Source organism: Terriglobia bacterium (genome assembly GCA_020073205.1).
GTDB lineage: Bacteria > Acidobacteriota > Polarisedimenticolia > Polarisedimenticolales > JAIQFR01 > JAIQFR01.
In genome coordinates, this window is record JAIQFR010000047.1 from 1 (window position 1) to 20,672 (window position 20,672).

The following is a 20,672-nucleotide window of genomic DNA, read 5'->3' on the forward strand; positions in this document are numbered from 1 at the left end:
TGAAGTCCACGTTGCGAGCGCCGTTGACGTTGGGGTTCCCGCCACCGCTCGGGTCCTGCACGCCGGCGGCCATCGTCAACATGTTCTGGTAGAACCGCCCCTGCACGGGCAGGTCCTGGATGAAGTCCTCGCCGAATTTCGTCGACGTCGATGTCTTATCGAGGTCCACGGTCTCCTTCTTCCCCTCGACCACGACCTTCTCGGTCATCTCCGGGGCGAGGATGAAGGAGACGTTCTGGACCTGGTTGATCGCGACCCGGATGTTCGGCAGCTGCTGCTTGCCGTACCCCGGAAACGAGACTTCGAGGGAAAAACCGCCACCGGCACGGAGGACCGGGAAGTCCGCCACGCCGTTCTTGTTGGTGATCACCGTCGTGGTGGCCACGAGTTGCTGCGAGTTCCTCAAAACCACGGTGACGCCGGGGAGAGGACTCTTGTCCGCCGCGTCGTACACCGTGACCCTCAGGCCCCCCGTCTGCGCCGCCACGGTGGTCACCGCGACGATGACGAACCCCGCAGCCAGAAACGTCCGCAGGAATTTCATGAGCCTCCTCCCGAGAAGCGCACCCCCGCTTCGCGATCCTCCGTCCGGCCTTCGGACGAGCCCCTCATCCGTTTGCCCCTTGGGCTCCTTGAGGATCGGCAACGAGAGTCCGCGCCGCCGCGAGCTTATGTACCACTGGCCTCCGGTTCCGTCAACCCGGACGTGCTTTCGCCCGGTTCAATGATGAATATTGACGGATCCGGCCCGGTCGCATCCCCGAATCGGCATCGGCTGCTGCAGAATCGCAGCGCCCTGCCCCATGCCGGGCCCGTCGCCGCGACGTTCCGGTTGCCCGCCCGCCATTCGCTCGGGAGGCTTGCTCGTCGGGGGTTCCCCCCGAGCTCAGACGACGATGCCGAGCCGCTTGATCTTCTCGTTGAGGGTGGTCGCCTTGAGCCCCAGGATGTCGGCCGCCTGCTTCTGGATTCCCCCGGTCCTCCTGAGGGCCGACTCGATCAGATGCCGCTCGTAGCGGTCGACAGCGTCATAGAAGCTCATTCCTTCCGGCAAGGCCGCGGCCTCCGGGAGGACGGTCTTCTCGAGCATCTCCTTGGGTAGGAGGTCGACGCCGATCTCCGGGCCACGGGCCAGGACCACTCCCCGCTCGACGACGTTTTCCAGTTCCCGGACGTTTCCAGGCCATGGATAGGCCAGAAAGCGCTCGAGCACCTCCGTCGACACCCGCTCGACGTGCTTCCCGTTCTCCTCGTTGGATCGCTGCAGGAAGTGCTCCACGAGGATCGGGACGTCCTCCATCCGCTTGCGGAGGGGAGGGAGGGTCATGCTGATGACGTTCAGGCGGTAGTACAGATCCTCCCTGAACCGGCCCTGGTCCACGAGAGTCTTGAGGTCTTCGTTGGTCGCGGCGAGGATCCGAACGTCGACGATCCGGCTCTCCACGGCCCCGAGCGGGAGGAACTCCTTCTCCTGGATCACGCGGAGGAGCTTGACCTGGACCTCGGGGGACACCGTGCTGATCTCGTCGAACAGCACGCTGCCGCCGTCGGCCACCTCCAGGAGGCCGGGCTTGGAGCCGGCGGCTCCCGTGAACGCGCCGCGGACGTGCCCGAACAGGTTGTCCTCGAGGAGTTCCGTCGGGATGCTGTGGCTGCTTACCACGACGAACGGCCCGCCGGCGCGGGAGCTCCGGCGGTGGAGCGCTTGGGCGACCAGCTCCTTGCCGGTTCCGCTCTCCCCTTGAACGAGCACCGTCGAGCGGCTGGGAGCCACCTGCTCGATGAACCGGTAGATCTCCTGCATCGCGCGGGACTTGCCGATGATCTTCTCGAATTTGTATCGCTGCTCCAGGGCGCGCTTGAGGTCCTTGTTCTCCATCCGGAGCCGGGTCGTCTGAACCGCCTTCGCGACCAGGAGCCGCACCTCGTCGTTCTTGAACGGCTTGGTCAAATAGTGGAACGCACCGGCTTTCATGGCGGCGACGGCGTTCTCGACGGAGCCGAAGGCGGTGATCATCACCACCGCGAGGTCGGGCGCCCGCTCCCGAACCCATCGAAGGACATCGAGCCCGTCCGCGTCCGGGAGCATCACGTCGAGCAACAGGGCGTCCCACGGCCCGCTGCTCTCGAGGAGGGTGCGCCCGGTGGCGGCGTCCGACGCCACGTCGACCGCGTGTCCTTCCGACGCCAGGAGGGTCTTGAGGACGTCTCCGACGACCGGCTCGTCGTCGACGACGAGCACGCGTCCCGACGGGGTATCTGCGCTCGCTCGCTGCATCGGGGCCGGATTGTAGCAGCTTTCAGGCGAGCGCCTCGGCGGGTCGGGCGAGCGGGAACTCCACGCGGAAGCGGGTCCATTCGCCGGGGACGCTCTCCACGGACAATTCCCCTTCGTGCTCCCGGACGATCCCGTAGCTGATGGAGAGCCCGAGGCCGGTTCCCCTGCCCCTTCCCTTCGTGGTGAAGAACGGGTCGAAGATCCGCGGAAGGTCCTCCTCCGCGATCCCGACGCCGTCGTCCACCACCTGGAGCGCCACCGCGCCCTCGCGCACCTCGGTCGTGACCGAGACCCGCCCCCCCTCTTCGACGGCGTCCCTGGCGTTGAGGAGGAGGTTCAGCAGAACTTGCTGCACCTTCCCCTTGTGGCCGTGGATCGGGGGGAGGTCCGCGGCGAGCGAGGTCTCGAGCCGGATACCGCGCTCGCGGATCTTCGGCTCGAACAGGCGCAGGACCTCGGTGACCGTGTCGTTCAGGGAGAGCTCCTCGTAGGCAGACCGTTCCGGGCGCGCGAAGTTGAGGAGGGAATTCGCGATGCTCGACGCGCGCCGGCTCTGGGCTTCGATCTTCTCCAGGATCGCGCGCCTCGGGTCGTCGGGGAGCATCTCCTCGAGGAGCATCTGGGTGTAGCTCGAGATCCCCGTGAGCGGAGTGTTGACCTCGTGCGCCACTCCGGCCGCGAGGAGCCCGAGCGACGCGAGACGCTCCTGCCGGAGCACCTGCTCCTCGAGCTTCACCTGATCGGTGACATCGTCGAAGGTCACGACGCGCCCCGCCGCGCCTTCCCCGCTGCCGCCCGGGGGCGAGATCGTCAGGTTGACCACGATCCGCCGCCCCGCACGGTTCACCAGGTTGTACCGATAGATGCGCGCCTCGCTCTTGTCCGGCAGTCGGGCGATCTCGCGCTGGACCCTGCGGACGGCGTGGAGGGGAAACACTTCGTCGATTCTGCGACCGATCGCCTCCGCGCGCGAGAGCGCGTACATCGCCTCGAGTGTGCGGTTCCACGCGAGGATCGTGCCGTCGTCGTCCATCAGGAGGAGCCCGACCCCGCTGCTCTCGAGAATCCGCTCCTGGCTCGCCTTGAGACGCTCCACGTGCTCGGCGTGTTTGCGGACCTCGCGGACGAGTCGGGCGGCCTCGATCGCGGTCGCCGCGTGCGCTGCGAGCGTTGCGAGCAAGGACCGGTCCTCGCTGGAGAAGGGCTCCTCCGGATCCTCCCGGTCGGCGACGGCGAGGACCGCACGGAGCCGTCCCTTCACCTTCATCGCGACGAGGTGGCGCGCCCACGGAAGCTCCGCCAACTCGCGCTCCTCGAGGACGACGTGATGGCCGCTGCCGAGGGTCTCGAGATGTCCCCGCGGCAAGACGACGGTCGAGGGACCGTCCTCCGCGCCCGCGACCTCGAAGACGTCGCCCTCGCCCCGCACGAGGACCCGCGCGTCCGGCACTCCGAGGGTCTCGCGGAGGCGGCCCCGGAGCCGATCGAGGAGCGTCTCGAGATGGGTCTCCGCGCTCAATTCCCGAGCCCAGTCGAGGAGGGTCGCGCGGTAGCTGTATCGGCTCCGGTAGAACGCGAGGTCCACCCCTTTTCGCACCCAGAGGCGGATGGTCGGGTAACTGACGGCGGCGAGCAGGATCGCCAGGTAGCGCACTCCGCTCCACGACAGGGGCAGCACGCCACCCGCGGCCCGGTGAAGGAACTCGGCGGCCGCCGCATAAGCCGCCAGAGTGAGGAACGCGGAGGCGGCCTCCGCAAGCATGCGTCGGAGCAGCGTGTCGAGGTCGTTGAGCCGGTACCGGGCGAACGCGACCGTGAACGCGCCAGGAACGACCAGCATCGGGAACACCGCCAGATCCGCCCACTCCGGCACCCCGGCCCCGGCCGCCCACGGAAGGACGTAGATCGCGACGAACGGGAGCAGGCCGATCGCGACGCCCCAGAGCATCCAGCGGAGCTGACTTCGATGGAGCGGCGACGCGGTCCTGCGATACGCCTGGAAAAGGAGCCAGGCGGCGAGCGGAGCCGCGACGCCGAGGAATCCAACCTCCGCCCGATCGATCCCTTCCACGGCCGCCACGGGATTCCGGAGCCGGAGCGCCCCGCCGAACGCGACCAGCCAACCCGCGGCGGCGACGATCCCCGCCGCGGTGACGTACGCGAGCCCGAGCCCGACTCGCCTCCCCGTCACCGTTCGGCGCGAGAGGACGTACACGAGGTGGATCAGAACGGCCGGCGCGAGGGCCCCTGCCGCCACGTCCGCCCCGTAGACCGCCCAGTCGAGAGCATCGGCTCGGCCCGTATGGCTCAGGACCAGATGCGCGAACAGCAGTCCGCAAAAGACCGCGTACGCGGTTCCGCCCCGCACCGTCGGCCAGCGCAGCGCGACGAACACGCCGGAGGCGAGGAACGCGACCGCTACGAGACCGAGGAAGCCGTAGAGCGGGGGGACCTCCACGCGGGCTGCGGGCCGGATCTCGAGCGTCAGCCGCGTGCCCCCGCGGTCCACGTCGACGAGGACCGTGCCGTTGGCTCGGAGCCCCCACGCCACCGATGCGGCGTCGAGCACGCTCGCGACCTCGGCGCCGTTGACGCGCTCGAGCCGATCGCCGCGCAGCAGTCCCGCCGCCTGCGCCGGGCTCTCCGGCTCCACCGCGGCCACCACGGGCCCCCCGGGTCCCTGAACCCAGTCGGCACCGACCTCCGGAACGCGACTCGTGACCCGGCGAACGAAGGAAACGGTTCCGAAGACCACGAGCAGGCAGACCAAGCCCGATATGACCCAAGGCCTGGACCCGCCGGCCCGTTTCAGCATCGCGTTGCTACTCCTGCGCAGGAGCGGACCCTACCAGGGTACCCAGCAATCGCCGGGCCATGGAGCGCCATCGGGTGCCTTCGATCAAGTCGTTGACCGGGTGCGGCTTAATCATCGCGCCAACGCCCCGCCGCCGCCAGCGGATCACACCTCGTTCAATTCCTTGAATTCACCCGTGCATCTCCGGAGTTTTGGATGCGATGCGTCGCGGCCACGCCTAGCATTCGGCCGTCCCGTTCGATCCATGGACGACCGTGACCGGCGCCCGATCGGTCAGAAGGTCAGGGACAGGCCCGCGCTCACTCTCCGGCTCAGTGCAGCGAGCGTCCTCAATCCGGCGGCGGCCGGTGGATCGGCGTCGGCGGCCTGCCGCTGGGGCGCCGTCCGCGCGGCGAAGAGGAACCGCCAAGACATCCCTCGAGGCTCCCCGCGCAGCAGATCCTGGGCCAGCTGGAATTCGACGAATTCCTGCGCGGTGCGCTCGGCTCCTGGATCGATCGCGGCAGTGTCCTCGACCCTCCTGAACTCGGCAGAAACGTCGGTCCCGGACGCCGCGACGCGCACTCCGACGCGGGCCCCGTCGTACCGGAGGTGACGATCGGCGAGGAGCTGCAAGGGAACCTCGAACGGGAACACCTGTGCGAGCGTGCCGTCGGCGCTTCCGCTGATGAGCTTGAGGTACGTCGTCACGCCGCCCGCCTCCCGGGAGAACGTGAGGCTGTTACGCTCGGCGCTGACGCTCCCGTCGGCCGCGTACAGCGGCGTGAAGCCGGGATCGATGCGCTCGAAAACGGCCCCTGCGGCGTCGAACGCGACGGGCTCGAAGCTCCTTGCTCCCTTGAGACCAAGGCCCCACGGCAAACGTACGTCGACCTCCGCGTCGTAACCGAACGCGGGCGCCCGTCGTATCCCCGGGGGCTCGGGAACGTCGGACCAAGGGGGCGTGGCGCCGGCGGTGGAGAGGTCGTAGAGAACCACCAGGCGCGCGCGCCAGGCCCCGTCGGTCCATACGCCGCCGACGCGCGGCTCCACGACGGATGTTTGCCGAGCGTCGGAGCCCCTCACGTATCCCAGTCCGTACACGAGGGCCAGAGGCGCCGAGAGCACCCATTGATCCTCGGCCCGCACCCGCACGTTCCATCCCGCGGGACTGGCGGGCATGACCGCGATGCCGTCGCCTGCCGCAAGGCTCCTCGGCAGCGGAAGGTCCTGGAGAGTCGCCTCCACGTCAACGCGGACCTGGTGGCGCATGGCGGCGAGGCTCTCGTACGAGCCGCCGGCCGCCATCGCGCGGCTCAGGAACGGGCGACGCGACCCGTCAGCGCCCGCGAACGCCGCGCCCACGAACCGACCTTCCGGAAGACTTGCCAGCGTGTCGAGATAGCCGACCTTCACGGCAAGGCGCGAGGCCTCGTCGAGCTGGGTGGACCACGTCGCGTCGTAGCCCCACGATCGCCTCGCATGGCGGAAGCCGCCGTCGGGGCTCGAGGCCCCACCGATCACGTCCAGATCACCCTGGGCGTAGCTGGCCTTCATCGCGAGATTGGCGTCGCGCCCCGTGGCGCAGGAGGCTTCGACGAAGAACGACGAGGCGTCCCGGCTGGCGGACTCTTCCTCCCCGTTCTTCGTCGCGACCCGGTCGAAGCTCTGGCGCTCGCCGCGGACCCGCACGCTCGCGATCCGACCGATCGCGCTCGCCATGCTCATACGCGTCTCAGCACCTCCTGCCCCGGTGTTCTCGCGTGGAGACCCCGGGAGAGGAACGCTCAGGTCGACGAGATGGTCCACCCGACCTTCGAGGTTGTCGTAGAGCGCCGAGCCGGCGACCCGGGCTGCCGCGTCCGGCTCCCGGCGTAACAAGACGGACGCATCGGTCTCACGCAGGAGGCTGCGCTCCGGTAGCCTCAGGATCCACGAGGCGTCCTTCGGCGGCACGGCCGCACCGCTCGATTCCGGTGGCGCCGGCCGGAGCACCATGTCGAGGGACGGGCGGAACATCGTGTTGAATCGGCCCAGGAACGCGAGATACCCCTCCTTGACCGCGGCGACCCTGTAGATGCCCGGTGCGAGACCGTCCACGATGAACCGGCCGTGGTCATCCGAGCGGGCGACCGCCAACGGGGCCTCGGCCGCAGCGTCGCCCAGCACGAGGATTTCGACCTGGCCGAGCGCTCCGCCCAGGGCATCCGTGACGATCCCGTGGAGCGCCGGCGCGACGAGGTCGCTCGTCGCGAACGCCGGGCCGCCTACGATGATGATGACGACGATGAGGAGAAGCCCGGGCAGGAACGCCGTACCGCTCGCGCGCACCCTCGGCATTCCTCCTCCCTGCCAGGCCATCCCTACCTCTCCGCCTGGACAACTCCAAGCTTAGGTGCCTAGGTCCGACTTGTCAACGGCCACGGGGACCATATGATAAACCCCGGTGATGGCGATACGCATCCTCCGCCTGGGTTCCGGTGGGCCCGACCCGCGGGTCGTCGCCGCCGCGGTTTCCCTTCTCGTGGCAATCGGCGCGGACCGGGCCGGCGACGCGTTGCGCCGGGAGACGGCGCTCAGGATCGACGTCACCCCTCTGATCGTCGAGGCCGGCGAGACCCGCTCTGGGGACCGGATCTCCGTGGAGGCAACGCGCGAGGACCCGGGCTCCCTGGAGACGTCGCTCGCGTGGTCGCCGTCCGGACCGCCCCTCGATCTCGCCCTCGACGTCGTGATCGAGGAGGTGGCAGGAGATCGTGGAATCACGCTGCAGCTGGACGCCACCCTCCGAAGCGAGGGCACGCCGCCCATCCGCTCCAGCCGGCTGCTGACGCTGGCCGAAGGGAGCACCGGTCTCTTCGATGTTATGGAAGATGGCCGTCGGCGCCTCGTGCTGTCCATCCAGGCGGAGGAGATCGAGAGGCCCGTGCTGGCGAGCCGGCGCAGAGTCGGTGCCCCGGTCGTCTTCCTCCTCGCCGTCGAGCGCAGGGACGGGGAGCGCTCGGTGCCGCTCGAAACCGACCGCCTCGTGAGCTTCCTGCACGAGGGAGTCGAGTACTCGTTCACTCGGGGAGAGGGGGACGGGCGGGAGTCGCTTCGCCTGACGCTCACGCCGGTGCGCCTCGATGGCGACATCGCCGAGCTTGAGGTCGACGTGACCGGATCGCTACCGGGTGCCAAAGGTCCGAACGTGCTCGCGCGCACGGAGCGGATCTTCGCCAGCCGCCGGGCGACCTCGAGCTTCGACGTCACGGTGGGAGATCCACCCGCCGGTTACCGATTCCGCATCACCCCCGACTTCTGAGCGGACCTTTCGCGCGGCGCATTGCACGGCGCGGGGCGCAGCAGGCGTCGGCTATCATGCCGGTCGGAGGCCGACGTGCGGATCGACGCGGGGAGAGTCACCGGGGTGTTGTGGAGCTGCCTCGCGATGCTCCTCGTGACGTCCGGATCGACCGCTCGGGGGCCGAGAGTTCCCATCGCGGCCGAGCCGGCTTCGCCCGCGGCCCCGTCCGACGAACTGGCCCTGGCCAGAGACTTGCGGATACGCGTCCGGAACGGTTGCGAGCTCGAGCTCGTCTTACGACCCTCGACTCGACAGGCCTGGACCACCTTGGCGAGGACGTATACCTCCCAACCGAAATCCGCCGCGGGAGCTCTCGCGCGCCTTGACGGTCATGAGGCCGCCGAGCCCGGGCGAGACGTCGCGATCCCGTTCGACCTGCTGAACGACGATTACCGCGCGCTCGTTCTGCTCAACCAGTTCCCCCTGGACCGACTGGAAGGTGACGTCTTTGTCCACGTCGCCCGCGCGGGTCGCCTGGTCACGCCCGACGAGGGGCTGTGGCAAGTCGCGGAGTGGTTCACGGGCGACGGAGGGAAGTTCCGGGAGATCGCCCGTGCCGACGGTTTGGGCTCCCCCGACCTGTCGCAAGGCCAGGTCGTCCACGTGCCCGCCGCGCTCCTTCATCGATCGCTCTTGTCCGGCCCGTCCTCCGACGACGGGGCGCTCTCCTACGGCCAGGACGATGGGGGTCCTTTCGCCGGCTACCGCCTCAAGGCGGGCGAGGCGCTCTACTCCGCCGTCGTCGTCCGCTTCACCGGGCGCACCGATCCAGACGACGTGAACGCGGTCGCGGCGGAGCTGGCAGTCCGGTCGGGCATCCCGGACGTCACCGACATCCCGATCGGATTCAAGGTACGGATCCCGTTCGAACTGCTGGAGCCCGAGTACCTGCCGAAGGACCAGCCGCGACGCCGCGAGAACGAGGCGGCGAAGCGGGAGATGGCGGACGAACTGGCGCGGCAACCGGTCCGCGCCGCCGACCGCCGCCTCGACGGCGTACTCGTGGTCATCGATCCTGGACACGGCGGCCGAGACGTCGGCACGATGAGCCACGGCCTCACGGAGCACGATGGCGTGTACGACGTCGCGTGCCGCCTCAAGGTGCAGCTCGAGAGGGAGACCGCTGCCCGCGTGTTCATGACGCTCGAGGATCCTGGCACCGGATTCCGGCCTTCGGAGGGGGACCGGCTCGAGTCGAACCGAATGGGAACGCTCCGGACCGACCCGCCCTTCAGCGCTAGGGAAGAGGGCGAGTCCTCGGTGGCGGTCAATCTCAGGTGGTATCTGGCGAACTCCGTCTTGAGAAAGGCGGTCCGGAACGGCACGACTCCGGACCGGGTCGTGTTCCTGTCGCTTCACGCCGATTCCCGCCATCCTTCGCTGCGGGGCCTGATGGTCTACGTACCCGGCCAGCGGTTCCGGCGTGGCATCCACGGTGAGACCGGTGGCGACTACCTCCGCTTCAAGGAGGTCCGAGAGGCGCCGACGATTCGTTTCACTCGACGGGACCTCGTCCGCTCCGAGGCGGTCTCGAGGCGGCTTGCCACCCGTCTCGTGGATGCGTTCCGCAGGGAGGATCTTCCCGTGCAACCGTACCATCCGGTGCGCGATCGAGTCATCCGCGGGCGGAAGACCTGGCTTCCCGCGGTCCTCAGGGGCAACGCAGTCCCGGCCAAGGTCCTCGTCGAGATGGTCAACCTGAACAACCCCCAGGACGCGGCGCTGCTCGGCTCGGCCCAGGATCGGGAGCGTCTCGCCCGTGGGCTTGCGAGCGCGCTCGCAAGCTACTTCGGGGACGCGCAGTCGGGAAGCGCAAGGGCCGCCGTCTCGTCCCCGTAGGCCTCGAACACCCGACGAAGCGGCGCGTCGACCACGGGGCGAAGGACGCCGCGGGTGATCGCGTGGACCCGCTCTTCCTCCTTCCGCCGGCGGTGCTCGGCGACGCGAAAGTTGGCGAAACCCGCCCCGAATCTCACCACGTGAACCAACTCGTGGGTCACGACGTAGAGCAGCAGCGGAAACAGCTCGATCCCGTCGCTCCGCTGCTCCGCCGCTTCCAGGATCGCATCGTCCCGGAGGCGGATCCGGAACAGCTGGTGGACGCTCGCCGGCCGGAACGCCAAGGGATCCGGCACCAGCCGGACCACGTCGGCGAACGCGGGTGCCGCGGGACCGGGGCCGTCCGCCAGGGTCTTCAGCTCGTACGGGTACCGGGGCCACTCCCGACCCGGGATGCAGTAGAACCTCCCGGTGAGATCCTCAGCGAGGGTGATGGCCCGGCCCAGGTACCTCTTCTCGCCGGCCCCGAAAAACGGCCGAAACGCCACGCCCACCCCCTCGCTCCTTGACAGAGCAGGTTTGCGATTCTATCGTCTTTTCGACTAGTTTCGGGAGGTTCGATCGATGCCGCTCTACGAGTACCGGTGCAAGTCCTGTGGGCACGCCTTCGAGGTGATCCAAAAATTCAGTGATCGCCCTCTCAAAACGTGCCGGGAGTGCTCCGGGCCGCTCGAGAAGCTGATATCGCGAAGCTCGTTCCAGCTCAAGGGCGGCGGTTGGTTCATCAGCGATTACTCCAGTTCGAAGGCCGTGTCGAAACCGAGCGAGGGCGAGTCCAAAACGAAGACCTCGAGCGACGCGGACACGACCAAGACCTGCTGCGGCTCCGGCAGTTGTCCCCACTGAACCCGCGAAGCGCGCCGCGTCCCCTCGGCCCGGTCGGCCGTCCCGGTGCTCAGCGGCCCGGAAACGCCTGTCGCTCCAGCCGCACGACCGTGCGTGCGAACGAGCGCGGATCCGGGTGGTCGTCGATGATTCGCTGGATGAGATCGGCGCCCCACTCGGGGTGCCGGGCGAAGAGAACGGTCCGCATGGTCTCAGCGACTCCTCCCCCCGTTCGGCCTCGACGGACCTTCTCGACGACCTTTTCGAGGTGCCTGCGGGCGTGCCCTTCCGACCGCACCCACCTCAGGTAGACGAGCATCGCGAAGAGCGCCCCCGCGGTCGCCGCGGCGGCCGGCCGGGAGCCTCGAAGTATCGCGCCGAGCCCTATCACGAGGACGACGCGCCGGGCGGGGGTCCACACGAGCGCGAACGCCGGCGTGAGCACCCATCGCGGCCGATCCCACGGCCGGAGGCGCCGGAAGTGTGACTCGAGCAGCCCCATGAGGAGCGAGGAGACCACGAGGCCGAAGCCGGCCGAGATCGTCGCGACCACGCGTCGAGTCTAGGGTCCTTGCCGGGTCGCGGCAACGGCTCGCGGTGTATGCGCCCTCGTTGACCCCCCGATTTGCACGTGGAATAATCGCGCTTTCCGGACGCGGGGTGGCTCGACGTGAAAGTCCTGCTCGTGGGAGGGGGCGGGCGCGAGGATGCGCTGGCCTGGGCGCTCGCCCGGAGCCCGAGCACTCGCCTCCTTCGCTGCGCCCCGGGGAATGCGGGGATCGCCCGTCACGCGGAGAGGGTCCCGATCGCCGCCGAAGATGTCGACCGCCTCGCGGACCATGCGATGGCAGAGCGCTACGACCTCGTCGTGGTCGGCCCCGAGGCGCCGCTCGTCGGCGGCCTCGCTGATCGACTGCGCGGCGCCGGACTGGCGGTCTTCGGCCCTTCGCGCGACGCCGCCGAGATCGAGGGCAGCAAGGTCTACGCGAAGCTGTTCATGGAGCGGCACGCGATCCCGACCGCTCGATTCGAGGTGTTCGAGGACGCGGCGCGGGCCGCTCGATATCTCGCCTCGGCGGAGGTCTCCTATCCGGTGGTGGTGAAGGCGGACGGCCTCGCGGCCGGCAAGGGGGTCGTGATCGCTCCCGACCAGGAGACCGCCGGGTCTGCGGCGACCGAAATGCTCACCCTCGGGCGCTTCGGAGCCGCGGGCTCCCGCATCGTCGTCGAAGAGATGCTGCGCGGTCGCGAGGCCTCGTTCTTCGCTCTGTGCGACGGGGAGCGGTGCGTCGAGCTCGCGGCCTGCCAGGATTACAAGCGTGCGGACGACTTCGATCGAGGGCCGAACACCGGAGGGATGGGAGCCTACTCCCCGTCAGTCTACCTTTCCCCCGCGCTACGGCGCGAACTCCTCGACTCAATCGTCGCCCGGACCGTTGATGGCCTGGCGTCGGACGGGCGCCCCTATCGAGGGGTCCTCTACGTCGGGGTCATGCTCACCGAGGCGGGGCCGAAGGTCCTCGAGTACAATGCGCGCTTCGGCGATCCGGAGACGCAGGTGCTCGTTCCTCGCCTCGACGGGGACTGGCTTCCCGCGCTGGCCGCGTGCGCCGACGGCACCCTCGATGGAATCGAACCGAGGTGGAAAGGGGACGTCGCGGTCTGCGTCGTCATGGCCTCCGGCGGGTATCCCGGGGCGTATGCGAAGGGGACCCGGATCGAGGGCCTCCGCGAGGCGGAGGCGGTTCCGGGTGTGACCGTCTTCCACGCGGGGACCGCTCCCGCGGGGGACGGCGGGGTCGTGACGGCCGGCGGCCGCGTGCTGGGCGTGACGGCGCTCGGGAAGACGGTGGCGGTCGCGCGGGAGCGCGCCTACCGCGCGGTCGAGCAGGTCCGCTTTGAGGGGGAGCATCACCGGAGCGACATCGCGCTCGATGCGGTGCAGGTGGCCGAGGGGAGGGAAAAGGCATGAGCGCCGACGCGCGACCTAAGGTGGCGATCCTCATGGGGAGCGACTCGGACCTCCCGGCGATGGCGGAGGCGGCCCGCGCCCTGGAATCGCTGTCGGTCCCTTACGAGATCGAGGTGACGTCGGCGCACCGCACGCCGGAGCGGACCGCGGAGATCGTTCATTCCGCCCGTTCGCGCGGGGTGCGGGTGTTCGTGGTGGGAGCGGGCGGCGCCGCCCACCTCGCCGGGACGGTCGCGGCGCACACGACCCTCCCGGTGTTGGGCGTGCCGCTCCCCACGTCGGAACTACGAGGGCTCGACGCGCTGCTCGCGACGGTGCAAATGCCGGCGGGAATCCCCGTCGGGACGCTGGCCATCGGGCCGTCGGGCGCCGCTAACGCCGCGATCCTCGCGGCCGAGATCCTCGCGCTGGCCGACCCCGACCTCGCGGAACGGCTCGCCTCGGCGCGGCGCGAGATGGCTGTCAAAGTCGAGACCCGTTCGCTCGAAGTCCGCGAGAAGCTCAGCTCGATCCTCGGCCGGACAACGTGAGTCGCCCCGGCTACCACACGCTGACCCTCGGGTGCAAGCTGAACCGATTCGACAGCGCTGCCGTCGAAGCGGAGTTGGAGCGCCGCGGATATGCGCCCGAGCCGGACCTGAGCGCGGCGGCCGTCGTGGTGGTGAACACGTGCGCGGTCACCGGAAAGGCCGACGCCGAGGCGCGGCGGCTGGTTCGCAGGGTCCGTCGGGCTAATCCAGCCTGCCGCCTTCTGGTGACGGGGTGCTATGCGGAACTCGACGCCGGCGCAATCCTCGGGCTCCGCATCGCGGACCGCGTCTTCGGCAATCGCGACAAGCCTCGCCTTAAGGAGATCCTCGACGAGATGGGGGTCGGCCGTGAGGCCGCCCCGGTCGCCGAGGCGGTCCCGCGATACGATCACGCTCCCGGGCGCCGTTTCGGGAACCGCGGCCGCGCGTTCCTCAAGATCCAGGAAGGGTGCGATCTCGCTTGCGCGTACTGCGTGATCCCCAGGGTGAGGGGCCGGAGCCGGTCGGTTCCTAAGGAGAGCGTGGAGCGGGACTTCCTGGCCAGGGCGGCGGCAGGGTACCGGGAGATCGTCCTGACCGGGGTGAACACCGGCGCGTTCGGCCACGACCTTGCGCCACGGCTCGCGCTCGAGGAACTCGTTCGCTCGCTCCTGCGGGTCGCGGGGCCGGTCCGGATCCGGCTGAACTCGCTCGAGCCGCTCACGGTCACCGACGGTCTCCTCCGGATCATGTCGGACGATCCGCGGCTCGCCCCCCATGTCCAGGTCCCCTTGCAATCCGGCTCCGATGAGATTCTACGGTCGATGCGCCGCAACTACCGGACCTCGCAATACCTCGAGAGAGTCAGTGCGCTCCGCGAAGCGGTGCCCGACGCGGCGATCGGCGCGGACGTCATCGTCGGGTTCCCCGGGGAGACCGACGCGCGATTCGAGGAGACGCTCCGGTTCGTCGAGCGGTCCCCGCTGAATTACCTCCACGTGTTCGCCTGGTCTCCCCGCCCCGGCGTGCCCGCGGCCTCGCTTCCCGGCCGTCCGCACGGCGGCGCGGTGGCCGAGCGCTCCCGCCGGCTCAGGGAAGTCGGCGAACGGAAGTTCCTGGAGTTCCGGAGACGATTCGAGGGACGCGAGCTGGACGCGGTGCTCCTCGGCGGGCGTCGCGACGACGGCAGATGGCGGGCGCTCACCGGGAACTTCATCGAGGCGGCGGTGGCCGGCGAGGGGCTCGAACCGCGACACCTCGTTCGTGTACGGGTGGTGCGGGCGGAACGTTCGGAGACCCTCGCGGTGGCCGAGGGGCTGCCGAATTGGGCGGGCTAGCGGGCATTCCCCTCGAGACGCGGAGCGTCGTAGGGGGGTATCACCTCACGGTCTCGTCTCGTCGGGAGTCACTGCGACGACGATGCTCCCTTCCGGCGGATCTCCTCCCGAGATGTCCCGCGCCAGGATGTCCTTGTGGGTCGAGTCGCCCGTGTAGGTGATCTCCCGGTAATTCGCGAAGGCCGCCGGGAGCCCGTGGACGCTGCTGTCGGTGGGATCGGAGCGGTCCATGACCTGCACGTGGAGGTGCGGCCAGACGGTGTTCCCGCTGTTGCCGCACCGCGCGATCGGATCGCCGGCGTGCACGCGATCTCCCGGCTTCAGCGAGACGGACCCTCGCTCCAGGTGCGCCATGAGAACGTAAACGCCGACACTCAGCTCGATCACGACGAAATTGCCGAAGATCCAGTCGGGTCTCTCCAGCTCTTCGAGCAGCGCGCGCCGGGGATAGTCCTTCAGCCCTTCGTTGTCCTGGACGTCTCCGACGACGCGGATCAACGTCCCGTCCGCGGGAGCGAGGACCGAGAGTCCGAAGCTGTAGCTGTCCTCGTTGCGCCGGGATGTCTCGTAGCCTTCCTTCACGATCCGCCCGGTGGGGCTGAAGTGAACGAAGTCCCATGCATAGTCGCTTCCGAAGCCTCCCGAGCGGTGGTTGGTCCGGCAGGAATGTCCCTGGGTCACGAGCCAGTAGCCGTCGAACGGGACCCGGAGGACGACGGGCGGCGGGGCGGGGCGGAGTTCGAGGTCGAAGGGCTGCTCCGATCGGTGCCGCGTCAGCCCGACGCGAACCGACAGATCGAACGCGAGCCGGACGCGGTCGGCTTCGGGCGGAACGCGATCGAGACAGATCCCGGTCCATTCCGCCGAGGCGCCGCCGCGTATCTTGTGCTCCCGCCCGACCCCGGTCGGCCCGAAGAACGACGGATCGAAACGATCGGTGCGTAGCGGGAGGCCTGCCGCGAAGTAGACGGCGGAGAGTCCGTCGACGCGGAGAGTCCGGTTCCCCGGATTCCTGAGCTCCAGGCTCGCCGACACGTCGGCGCGGTCATCGCGGATGTACACCACCCCGCGGCCACCCTTCGCGGCAACCTCAAGCCGGACTTCGTCTCCGGCGGGTCGGGCCCCCGCCGGAGACGCGACGAAGCCGGCCGCGAAGGTGATCAGGCCGGTCGATAGCGCGATCCCCCACCTTCGCGCCGCCGTGCGGCGTTTGACGCGACCTTGGCGGATGTGGGGACCTCCCGCGGGTCTACTTCTTCTTGATGAGGTCCTTGAGGGACTTGGCCACGGTGAATTTCACCACAGTCTTGGCCGGGATCTTGATCGCCTCGCCCGTCGCGGGATTGCGTCCCATCCGGGCCTTGCGCTTCACCACCCGGAACTTCCCGAGGCCCTTCAGCGGGACCTCTCCCCCCTTCTTGATGTTCTTCTCGATGAGGCCGGTGAGGGATTCCAGGAACGCCTTGGCTTGCTTCTTCTCCATCGTTGCGGCGTCTGAAAGGGCCTGGATCAGTTCGGTCTTGGTCATCTAGTTTCCTCCCTTGGCTCTAGCCGGAAAACACTATTACCACCTGCCGTCGGCCGAAATCAACTCAAAAGTGAAGTTCTCACGGATCGGACCGCTCCCGGGACGCGGATCGCCACGTGCTAGAGGATGCCATCGAGTCGGGCGCCGGTGGGCCAGACGGCGCCGGCGAGGATCAGGTGCGCTGCAAGACCCGCAAGGGCGAATGGCTCGCGAGAGAGGTGGAAGGCGATCACGCCGAACAGCGCGGTCGCCTCGGTGACCGACAGGCCGGCGATCGTGGCGGTCCTGAGGTTCGCGAGCCTTGGCCCGACGCCCGCGCCAGGCGCCTGCCTTCCGAGCACCCCGCAGTACAGCCGATAGCCGATGGCGAGCGCGACGATCCCCGCGAGCGCGGCCGGCGCAACGAGGACGCCGGATCGCGTCGGCGCCGGCACGAGGAGCACCGCTCCGAGCAAGACGAGCGGACCGATCGAGAGGGCGAGCGCGACGGCCCTCGTGATCGCGAGCGAGCGCTCGGGGTCGGGAGCGATGCCGGCACCCCTTAAGTCGCTCATGATCCGCCACCCCCGTGCTTCCTGTACCCGCGCTCTCCCGCCTCGATCCGGACGGAGAGTCGGTTCTCCGCGGGAGTGACGGGACACGCGAACCGCTCGGGAGCGCCGTAGGCGCACGACGGATTGTACGCGCGATTGAAGTCCACGACGTAGGGTCCCCCGTCGGGACCTGTGAGGTCCACGTAACGACCGGCGGGATAGGTCTCGCGCCCGGTGGTCGCGTCGGTGAACGGGAGGAACAGCCCGGCGACGCCGGGCTGGGGGGCCGTGTCGAGTAACCGGTAGATCCGCAGGCGGCAGCGCTTCCCGCGAAGGTCGAAGGCGATGGAGCCGTACGTCTCGCAGGGCCGCGGCTTCCCGGTGGTGGAGAGGATCGTGAAACGACGAGGCGCCTCGTCCCGGTGAATCGGCCCGGCGAGCCGGTACGAAGGGTCCGGAGGCCAGTAGTCGAGCCCCCTGAAGGTCGGTACGTCTTGCGGCAGCAGCGGCGTCTCCGGGTCCGTCCGAAATTCCTGGTCCTTCGTCGCGCGATCCGACGCGATGCTTTCGACCCATCCGGACGGGAGTGGTGCGACGACCATCAGACCACCGGGGCCCGGTCCGCAGGCCGCGAGGCCGGAAAGCACGAGCAGCATCGCGGCGCCCGTCCCTTCCCGCATCGTCTTCCCTCTTCTCTCCGTGCTCACCAGCTCACCTGCACCCGCACCGATCGCCCCGCGTGGTCGCGGTAGAGAAGGTAACCGCGCTCGCGGCCGAGCTCGTAGAGCCGCCTCGTCACTTCGACATCCTTACGACAGTAGTCTTCGATCAGATCCAGGCGACCTTCCTTCCACCACGCGAGGCTCTGAAGACCGTCGGCCGACTTCGATTCTCCGAGGTTCGTCTCGGCGAGGTGACCGAGAGAGAGGCGAAATCCGAGGCGCCGGTGGATCTCCGACAGGAGGTCCAGCGTCCGGATGCGCCCGAGGTCCCACTCGGTGTACCCCGACAGCACGACGAGGTCGAATCGGTCGATGTTGAAGCCTACCACGCAGTCGGCCATGGCGAGATCGAGCAGGAGCCGGTCGACGTCCGCCTCGCGGTAGGCCCGGTACGCGTCCCGGTCGACGTCGTACACCACCGCGAGCGCCAACCCCATGCGGGAGGCGTTGCGCCAACCCCCGACCTCCTCCGCGCTTCGCTGCGTCTCGAGGTCCATCACCAGCACCCTCGAGCCGGGCGCCGCCGATCGCGGCTGATCGGCGGGGAGAGTCGTGGGCGCCTGGGGCCGCTCGAGCGCCTCGGGCGCCGGCGGTCCGCCTCCCGCGCGCGTGATGCCGTGCCGGCGGCGAGCGCTGCGGCGAGTCGGCTGCGGGGAATCCTCGCCGGGCACCGGCACCGCGACGCCGGCGTCGATTCCCTCGTCGAGGGCGAGGTCGTCGCGCCCCAGCATCGTCTGCAGGACGAGCCGCGCGGCCGCCTTGTCCAGCGGCTTGTTCCCGTTCCCGCACCGCGGCGACTGGATGCAGGACGGGCAGCCGGAGTCGCACGCGCAGTGCTCGACGACGTCGAGGGTACTGGAGATGAGCCGCTCCGGCTCCCGGAACGCCTGTTCGGCGAGGCCGGCCCCGCCCGGGACCCCGTCGTACAGGAAGACCGCCGGCCCGCCCGTCTGAGGGTGGCCCGTGTACGAGATGCCGCCGACGTCCCCTCGGTCGGCGATGGCGAGAAGCGGGAAGAGCCCGATCATCGCGTGCTCCGCGGCGTGGAGCCCTCCCATGAAGTGGAGGCCCCGCGCGGCGAACGCGGCCGCGGCGGCGGCGGGGATCTCGATCCAGAATCCGGTGGTCTCGTACACCAGCGGCGGCACGTCGAGCGGGTGAGTCGAGATCGGCTCGCCGCCGAACAGCCGCTTCTTCTGGTACTCGCGTATGCGGACGGTGACCTCGAGGCGGCCGTACCCCAAGGGGAGCCGCCCGAGGCGCCCCGACTCGATCCGCTCGAGGATCTTCGTCTCCTTCTCCCCGAGCACGACGGTGAAGTAGTCGACGCGCGCGGCCTCCGCGTCGACCCGCCGAGCCTCGGTGTCGAGGCGGAGGATCCGGAACGAATGCCCCGCGTGGAGGTAGATCGCGCCCGGATGGCATTCGTGGAAGACGCGCATCCCATCCACGGTCCCCAGCAGCCGCCCGGTGTGCGCGTCGATGATCGAGTACGGCGCCCCCGCGGAGCGTGGACTCACGTCGCGATGGGGCCGCTTGCGGAACGAGAACCACTGGCGCCCCTCGGCGTCCCGCACGAGACGCCCGTCCCGTTCGAGCCCCTCCGCGAGTCCCTCCGCCCGTTTCCCCATGGCCGCGACCTCGGAGAGGGCGAGCGGCATCTCCGCCGCGGCGCAGACGAGGTGGTGCCCGGCGACGATGGCGTTGTCGGGGTCGAGTACCGCGCGCTCGAACCCCTGGCCGAAGAACATCTCCGGGTGCGCGACCACGTACTGGTCGAGCGCGTCGGGGAGCGCGATCATCACGACCAGCGCGTCGCGGTCCTTGCGGCCGACCCGCCCGATCCGCTGCCAGGATGACGTCATGGAGCCCGGGTAGCCGACCAGCACGCACACGTCCAGTCCGCCCACGTCGATCCCCAGCTCGAGGGCGCTGGTGGCGAGCACCGCGAGGAGGTCGCCCTTGAAGAGGCGCGCCTCGATCTCGCGGCGCTCCTCCGGCAGGTACCCGGCCCGGTACGGGGCGAGGTGGCGCCTGAGCTCCGGGGCTTCCTTCACGATCCATGCGTGGAGCAGCTCGGTGATCCGGCGGGCTTTGGTGAAAGCGATGGTCCGGAGACTCCGGCCGGCGGCCTCCGCCACGACGCGGACCGCGACCGTATACGGCGACACCGCGACCGGATTGAGAAACAACACCTCGCGACCCGACCCGGGCGCCCCCGACCGCTCGACGACGTCGAAGGGCTCGCCCACCAGCATCGACGCGAACTCGGCGGGGTTCCCGATGGTCGCGGAGGCCGCAAGGAACCGGGGCCTCGAGCCCGCCGCCGCGCAGAGCCGCAGGAGGCGGCGCAGGATGTGGTGGACGTGCGCGCCGAAGATCCCTCGGTAAACGTGCAGCTCGTCCACGACGACGAAGCGCAGGGCCTCGAGGAACGGCCGCCACTCCGCGTGGTGGGCCAGGATGCCCAGGTGGAGCATGTCGGGATTGGTGACGAGGATCTCCGGCGGCTCGGCCTTGATCCTCCGCCGCTCGGAGTCGGGGGTGTCGCCGTCGTAGATCGCGAGGCGAGGCGGACGGAGGCGTCCCGTGGCGGCGGCCAACTCCCGCAGCCCGCCCACCTGGTCCTGCGCCAGTGCCTTGGTCGGGTACAGGAACAGCGCCTTCGCCCCAGGATCTTCGAGAACGGTTTCCAGCACGGGAAGCGCGAAGACCAGGGTCTTCCCCGAAGCGGTGGGCGTGACCGTCAGCACGTTTCGCCCCTCGCGCGCCGCGTCCAGCGCCTCCGCCTGGTGGGACCAGAGGCGGGAGATCCCGCGCGAGCCCAGAGCCTGCTTCAATTCGGGGGAGAGGGGCCGCGCCGGCTCGGCGAACCGGGCGACCCGGCCCGGGACGCGGCGGTGGTGCGCGACCATCGGCCCGATGCCGGGATGATTCAGTAGATGCTGGACGAACTCGTGCATCGGTGTTCCCAGGTGGGGAGGCTGGA

Annotated in this window: 17 protein-coding genes; 6 read left to right on the forward strand and 11 right to left on the reverse strand. The window is 69.4% G+C overall.

Going from position 1 to position 20,672, the window contains the following annotated elements:
* The 4 genes from LAO51_11295 to LAO51_11310 form a co-directional block, all read right to left on the reverse strand.
* Nucleotides 1-544: carboxypeptidase-like regulatory domain-containing protein (locus LAO51_11295; GenBank protein ID MBZ5639323.1), on the reverse strand; the 544-nt coding region annotated here is incomplete at its 3' end.
* Between the two features lie 342 nt (nt 545-886).
* The gene (locus LAO51_11300; GenBank protein ID MBZ5639324.1) at nt 887-2,278 is read right to left on the reverse strand and encodes a sigma-54 dependent transcriptional regulator; all 1,392 of its coding nucleotides are present in this window, start codon (nt 2,276-2,278) and stop codon (nt 887-889) included.
* A gap of 22 nt (nt 2,279-2,300) precedes the next feature.
* The gene (locus LAO51_11305) at nt 2,301-5,093 is read right to left on the reverse strand and encodes a PAS domain S-box protein (GenBank protein MBZ5639325.1); all 2,793 of its coding nucleotides are present in this window, start codon (nt 5,091-5,093) and stop codon (nt 2,301-2,303) included.
* A 273-nt stretch (nt 5,094-5,366) separates the two neighbouring features.
* Nucleotides 5,367-7,412 carry a carboxypeptidase-like regulatory domain-containing protein gene (locus tag LAO51_11310; GenBank protein MBZ5639326.1) on the reverse strand — a complete coding sequence of 682 codons (2,046 nt, stop codon included), beginning with the start codon at nt 7,410-7,412 and terminating at the stop codon, nt 5,367-5,369.
* 109 nt (nt 7,413-7,521) lie between these two features.
* Here LAO51_11310 and LAO51_11315 point away from each other — a divergent pair, with 109 nt between their 5' ends.
* Together LAO51_11315 and LAO51_11320 are read left to right on the forward strand one after the other, a co-directional pair.
* Nucleotides 7,522-8,376: a hypothetical protein gene (locus LAO51_11315; protein ID MBZ5639327.1), complete on the forward strand. Its 855-nt coding sequence runs from the start codon at nt 7,522-7,524 to the stop codon at nt 8,374-8,376.
* Between the two features lie 75 nt (nt 8,377-8,451).
* Entirely contained in the window at nt 8,452-10,257 is a 1,806-nt protein-coding gene (locus LAO51_11320) for an N-acetylmuramoyl-L-alanine amidase (protein MBZ5639328.1), read from the forward strand.
* Here LAO51_11320 and LAO51_11325 read toward each other — a convergent pair.
* Nucleotides 10,203-10,751, reverse strand: coding sequence for a hypothetical protein (locus LAO51_11325; protein MBZ5639329.1), 549 nt, complete (start codon nt 10,749-10,751; stop codon nt 10,203-10,205). The two genes, LAO51_11320 and LAO51_11325, sit on opposite strands and share 55 nt — an antisense overlap.
* A 70-nt stretch (nt 10,752-10,821) precedes the next feature.
* On the opposite strand from LAO51_11325, the gene LAO51_11330 reads away from it, so the two are divergent.
* Nucleotides 10,822-11,103 carry a zinc ribbon domain-containing protein gene (locus LAO51_11330; GenBank protein MBZ5639330.1) on the forward strand — a complete coding sequence of 94 codons (282 nt, stop codon included), beginning with the start codon at nt 10,822-10,824 and terminating at the stop codon, nt 11,101-11,103.
* 49 nt (nt 11,104-11,152) lie between these two features.
* Here LAO51_11330 and LAO51_11335 read toward each other — a convergent pair whose 3' ends face one another.
* Nucleotides 11,153-11,635 carry a hypothetical protein gene (locus tag LAO51_11335; GenBank protein ID MBZ5639331.1) on the reverse strand — a complete coding sequence of 161 codons (483 nt, stop codon included), beginning with the start codon at nt 11,633-11,635 and terminating at the stop codon, nt 11,153-11,155.
* 117 nt (nt 11,636-11,752) lie between these two features.
* On the opposite strand from LAO51_11335, the gene purD reads away from it, so the two are divergent.
* From purD to mtaB, 3 genes are read left to right on the forward strand one after another with little or no spacing between them, the layout of a single operon-like run.
* The gene (purD, locus tag LAO51_11340) at nt 11,753-13,054 is read left to right on the forward strand and encodes a phosphoribosylamine--glycine ligase (protein MBZ5639332.1); all 1,302 of its coding nucleotides are present in this window, start codon (nt 11,753-11,755) and stop codon (nt 13,052-13,054) included.
* On the forward strand, nt 13,051-13,584 hold the full coding sequence (purE, locus tag LAO51_11345; GenBank protein ID MBZ5639333.1) for a 5-(carboxyamino)imidazole ribonucleotide mutase: 534 nt from the start codon (nt 13,051-13,053) through the stop codon (nt 13,582-13,584). Before purD ends, purE begins: the two co-directional genes overlap by 4 nt.
* Nucleotides 13,581-14,900, forward strand: a complete 1,320-nt coding sequence (gene mtaB / locus LAO51_11350) for a tRNA (N(6)-L-threonylcarbamoyladenosine(37)-C(2))-methylthiotransferase MtaB (protein MBZ5639334.1) — start codon at nt 13,581-13,583, stop codon at nt 14,898-14,900. Before purE ends, mtaB begins: the two co-directional genes overlap by 4 nt.
* A gap of 45 nt (nt 14,901-14,945) precedes the next feature.
* On the opposite strand, the gene LAO51_11355 is transcribed toward mtaB, so the two are convergent.
* The 5 genes from LAO51_11355 to LAO51_11375 all read right to left on the reverse strand — a co-directional run bounded on the left by LAO51_11355 (nt 14,946) and on the right by LAO51_11375 (nt 20,646).
* Entirely contained in the window at nt 14,946-15,965 is a 1,020-nt protein-coding gene (locus tag LAO51_11355; protein MBZ5639335.1) for a M23 family metallopeptidase, read from the reverse strand.
* A gap of 184 nt (nt 15,966-16,149) precedes the next feature.
* Nucleotides 16,150-16,428, reverse strand: coding sequence for an HU family DNA-binding protein (locus tag LAO51_11360; protein ID MBZ5639336.1), 279 nt, complete (start codon nt 16,426-16,428; stop codon nt 16,150-16,152).
* A gap of 119 nt (nt 16,429-16,547) precedes the next feature.
* Nucleotides 16,548-16,982, reverse strand: coding sequence for a hypothetical protein (locus tag LAO51_11365; protein MBZ5639337.1), 435 nt, complete (start codon nt 16,980-16,982; stop codon nt 16,548-16,550).
* Nucleotides 16,979-17,641 carry a DUF1684 domain-containing protein gene (locus LAO51_11370; protein ID MBZ5639338.1) on the reverse strand — a complete coding sequence of 221 codons (663 nt, stop codon included), beginning with the start codon at nt 17,639-17,641 and terminating at the stop codon, nt 16,979-16,981. The genes LAO51_11365 and LAO51_11370 overlap by 4 nt, the downstream gene beginning before the upstream one ends.
* Before the next feature lie 23 nt (nt 17,642-17,664).
* Nucleotides 17,665-20,646, reverse strand: coding sequence for a DEAD/DEAH box helicase (locus LAO51_11375; protein MBZ5639339.1), 2,982 nt, complete (start codon nt 20,644-20,646; stop codon nt 17,665-17,667).
* Between the last annotated feature and the right edge of the window lie 26 nt (nt 20,647-20,672).